Source organism: Cellulomonas massiliensis JC225 (assembly GCF_000312005.1).
GTDB classification, from domain to species: domain Bacteria; phylum Actinomycetota; class Actinomycetes; order Actinomycetales; family Cellulomonadaceae; genus Cellulomonas; species Cellulomonas massiliensis.
This window is the reverse complement of sequence record NZ_HE978588.1, coordinates 2,176,515-2,180,048: the sequence shown is the minus strand read 5'-3', so window position 1 is coordinate 2,180,048 and position 3,534 is coordinate 2,176,515. Positions and strand designations below refer to the sequence as shown.

Here is a 3,534-nt window from a genome sequence, read left to right as displayed (position 1 = left end):
CAGGCGCAGCGCGACGCGCCCGCCGGCACGGGCGCCGCGCACCAGGAGCAGCGCGGGCGGTCGCACGTGGGGCAGTGCACCGTCCGCACGGGCCGGCTCCCGCGCACCGTCGTCACGATCACGCGCAGCTCGGCCGGGTGCCCGCGCGAGCACGTCGTGGCGTCGACGAACCGGACCACCACCGAGCGCTGAGCGCGGCGCAGCGGTCGCCAGCCGTTGCGGCCGTCCCGCCACCGCACGCGCGAGCCCGCCCGCAGCGCGGAGGGCCCGCCGTGCTGCACCTCCTGCGCCGCGCGCGCGCCCCGCCAGACGGCCCACCCGAGCACGCCCAGGACGAGCAGCCACGCCTCGAGGCCGAGGTCGCCGCCCACCTCAGGCCGCCCTCCGCGTGGCGCGCACGGTCGCGTCCGGGGTCGCGGGCACGCTGGTCGTCCGGTCCATGGTGACCTCCTGCGGGGTGCCGAGGCCGTCGACCGGACCTGTTCCGAGTCTGCCGCCGGGTCCGGGAGCACGCGCGGCGGGCGCCCGGCTCGCGGGCCGGACGGGCCTGCACGACGCTCGGAGCATGCGGTCCGGCTCCGACGACGAGGCCCCGGGCGCCGGGCGGTGGGTGCCCGAGGGCGCCGGGGTCGACGCGCTGCGCTCGGCCGCCACCCGCTGCCGCGGGTGCGAGCTGTGGCGCCCGGCCACCCAGGTCGTGTTCTCCCGCGGGCCGCAGGACGCGCGGGTCGTCCTCGTCGGCGAGCAGCCGGGGGACCACGAGGACCGCGAGGGCGAGCCGTTCGTCGGGCCCGCGGGCCGGCTGCTGTCCGAGGCGCTGCAGGAGGCGGGCCTCGACGAGGGCGCCGTCTACCTGACGAACGCCGTCAAGCACTTCCGGTTCGAGGAGCGCGGTCGACGCCGGCTCCACAAGGCGCCGGCCGTCGCGCACGTCCGGGCGTGCGCGCCCTGGCTCGCAGCCGAGCTGGGAGCGGTGCAGCCGGAGGTCGTCGTCGCGCTCGGCGCCACGGCCGCGCGCGCGGTGCTGGGCCGCCCCGTGTCCGTGACGGCGGAGCGTGGGCGGCTGCTCGACGGGCACGTGCTGGTCACGACCCACCCGTCGGCGGTCGTCCGGCTGCGCGGACGGCCCGGCTTCGACGACGCGTTCACGGCGCTGGTCGCCGACCTGCGCCGCGTGCCGCGCTGAGCCCGCCTCCCCGGCTTGCCGCGGGACCGCACCGGTCCGACGCTGGTCGGACGTCGCACGTCAGCCGCGAGCAGCACGGGTCGAGGAGGACCATGAGCGCGAACGTCGCACCGCAGGACCCCACGCAGGGCGAGCCGCCCCGCCGCGTCCTCGTCGTCGGGGGCGACTCCGGCATCGGGCGCGCCACGGCGACCGCGCTCGCGACCGACGCCACGGCGGTGACGGTGACGTGGTTCGGCGACGAGGAGGGCGCCCGCGAGACCTCCGACGAGGTCGAGCGCCGCGGGGCGCGGTGCCACCTCGTCGAGCTCGACCTGCGCGAGCCCTCGCGCGGCGCCGCGGCCGTCGACGAGGCGGTCCGGGTCATGGACGGGCTGGACGCGGTCGTGCTCGTCGCCGGGACCGGCACGGCGACCCCGCTGCTGGAGCTCGAGCTGGACCGCTGGCGCGAGGTGCTGGCCGTCGACCTCGACGGCGCCTTCGTGTGCCTGCAGGCCGCCGCACGCCACCTCGTCGCGCAGGGCACCGGCGGGCGCGTCGTCGCCATCACGAGCGTGCACGAGCACGCGCCGCGCGTCGGTGCGGCGCCGTACTGCGCGGCCAAGGCCGGGCTCGGCCTGCTCGTCCAGGTGGCGGCCCTGGAGCTCGCCGAGCACGGCATCACCGTGAACGCGGTCGCGCCGGGCGAGATCGCGACGCCGATGACGGGCCAGGAGGACGAGGACGTGCTGCAGGGCCACGACCGGCCGGGGATCCCGGTCGCACGACCGGGCGACGCGCGCGAGGTCGCGGCGGTCGTCCGCTTCCTGTGCGGCCCGGAGGCGGGCTACGTGACGGGTGCGTCGTGGCTCGTGGACGGCGGCATGACGCCCATGGGGCCGATGGCCGGCTCGCACCTGACCTCGCACGACTGGCGCCGTCCGTGACGGCGTGACCGGCCACGCCGGCCGGGCCGAGCGCGCGGGCGCGGACCGGGCTAGGGTCGTGGGGACGGCCTCGTCGTGAGCACCCCACGGGTTGAGCCTCAGCCCGTCCGGCTCTCGGGGCGGGCCGCGAAGGGGGTCCCCATGACGCCTGCGGAGAGCACCCACCCGGTGGGTCGCTTCACCCACGCGGAGGACGGCTGGCACTGGTCCGACGAGGCCAGGGCGCTCCTCGGCGCCCCGGGCGGCGACGCGCCCGACGCGCTGCTGGAGCGGGTGCACCCCGAGGACCGCGAGCGGCTGCGCTCGGCCCTGGAGGCGGGGGCAGCCGAGGGCGCCGCGTTCGGCGTGCTGTGCCGGGTGACGCGCGGTGGCACGCAGGCCCAGGTCGTCGTGACGGGCGGGCGTGAGCCGGCGCCGGACGGGCACGCCGCCGCCGCGCGGCGCTACGGGGGCTTCGTCGTCGACCTGTCCGCGGAGCTCGCCGCCGCGACGGACCGCTCGGTGTCCCTCCAGCTCGGGACGGCGCTGGCGTCGCACGGCCTGGTCGACCAGGCGAAGGGCGCCCTCATGCTCGTCTACGGCCTGGACGACGACGAGGCGTTCGACCTGCTGCGGTGGAACTCGATGCGCCGCAACGAGAAGCTCACGCTGCTCGCGCAGCGGGTCGTGCACCGGCTCCGCGAGCGCACGACCGTCCTGCCGCACGCGCGGGACGCGCTGGAGGACGAGCTGGCCCGGGAACCGGCCGACGCGCCCGGTCCGGCCCGGGGCCGTCGCCCGGCCGTCGTCACGACGCTCCTGCACGACGAGCTGCCGATGGTGACGGTGAGCGGCCGCGCCGACCTGCGCACCGCGCACGAGCTGCACCTCGCGCTCGAGGAGGCCTGGGGGCCCGGACGGCGCCACGGCCGCATCCTCGTCGACACCACGGCGGCGACCCGCATCGGCCCTGCGGCGCGCCAGGTCCTCGCCGGCACCGCCCGCCGGGCCGCACGCGAGCGGGTGGCCGTGCGCGTCCTGGCGCCCTGGGGCGACCCGGCAGGGCTGCGCCGGGCGCTGCCCGGGGGCACGGTCCACGAGTCCCACGGCACGGCCGGGACGGCCGAGCTCCGGCCACGGCGGCACGCGTGAGCCGACGCGGAGGTGCCGAGGCCCCGGGTCCCGTCCGGACGCTGCGGTGGGACGGGGGCTGGTTCACGGTGGTCGGTCGCGCCGTCGAGGGCGACCCGACCGCCGACGCGTGGGGGGCCATCGAGCGTGGCCGCCGCATCGCGCGCCGGCTGGCGACCGAGCACCACCTCGACCTGCCGGGCGAGTCCGTGGTCGAGCGCCCGGACGAGCTGGCGGGCGAGGCGCCCCCGTGGGCGGTGCGTGGCCCCACCGACGACCAGGCCGGGCGCCGCGCGCGGACCGCGGCGGAGC

At 78.7% G+C, this 3,534-nt stretch carries 5 protein-coding genes; 4 read left to right on the top strand and 1 reads right to left on the bottom strand.

The annotated features are described in order from the left end of the window. Positions 1–371, bottom strand: a 371-nt coding sequence (locus tag HGCM_RS19915; protein WP_040399064.1) for a hypothetical protein, incomplete at its 3' end; no start/stop codon positions are given. A 194-nt stretch (positions 372–565) separates the two neighbouring features. Here HGCM_RS19915 and HGCM_RS10390 point away from each other — a divergent pair. From HGCM_RS10390 to HGCM_RS19910, 4 genes are all read left to right on the top strand, one after another. Then, positions 566–1,186, top strand: coding sequence for a UdgX family uracil-DNA binding protein (locus tag HGCM_RS10390; RefSeq protein ID WP_019136775.1), 621 nt, complete (start codon positions 566–568; stop codon positions 1,184–1,186). Positions 1,187–1,278: 92 nt separating this feature from the next. Continuing rightward, entirely contained in the window at positions 1,279–2,112 is an 834-nt protein-coding gene (locus HGCM_RS17985; RefSeq protein ID WP_019136774.1) for an SDR family oxidoreductase, read from the top strand. Positions 2,113–2,253: 141 nt separating this feature from the next. Further along, positions 2,254–3,243, top strand: coding sequence for an ANTAR domain-containing protein (locus tag HGCM_RS10380; protein ID WP_081596392.1), 990 nt, complete (start codon positions 2,254–2,256; stop codon positions 3,241–3,243). Further along, a partial coding sequence (locus tag HGCM_RS19910) for a hypothetical protein (protein WP_040399062.1) occupies positions 3,240–3,534 on the top strand: 295 nt, incomplete at its 3' end. The genes HGCM_RS10380 and HGCM_RS19910, both read left to right, overlap by 4 nt.

Coding starts and splice junctions, on each gene's coding strand:
- HGCM_RS17985 (WP_019136774.1), top strand. CDS start 1,279: ATGAGCGCGAACGTCGCACCGCAGGACCCCACGCAGGGCGAGCCGCCC.
- HGCM_RS10390 (WP_019136775.1), top strand. CDS start 566: ATGCGGTCCGGCTCCGACGACGAGGCCCCGGGCGCCGGGCGGTGGGTG.
- HGCM_RS10380 (WP_081596392.1), top strand. CDS start 2,254: ATGACGCCTGCGGAGAGCACCCACCCGGTGGGTCGCTTCACCCACGCG.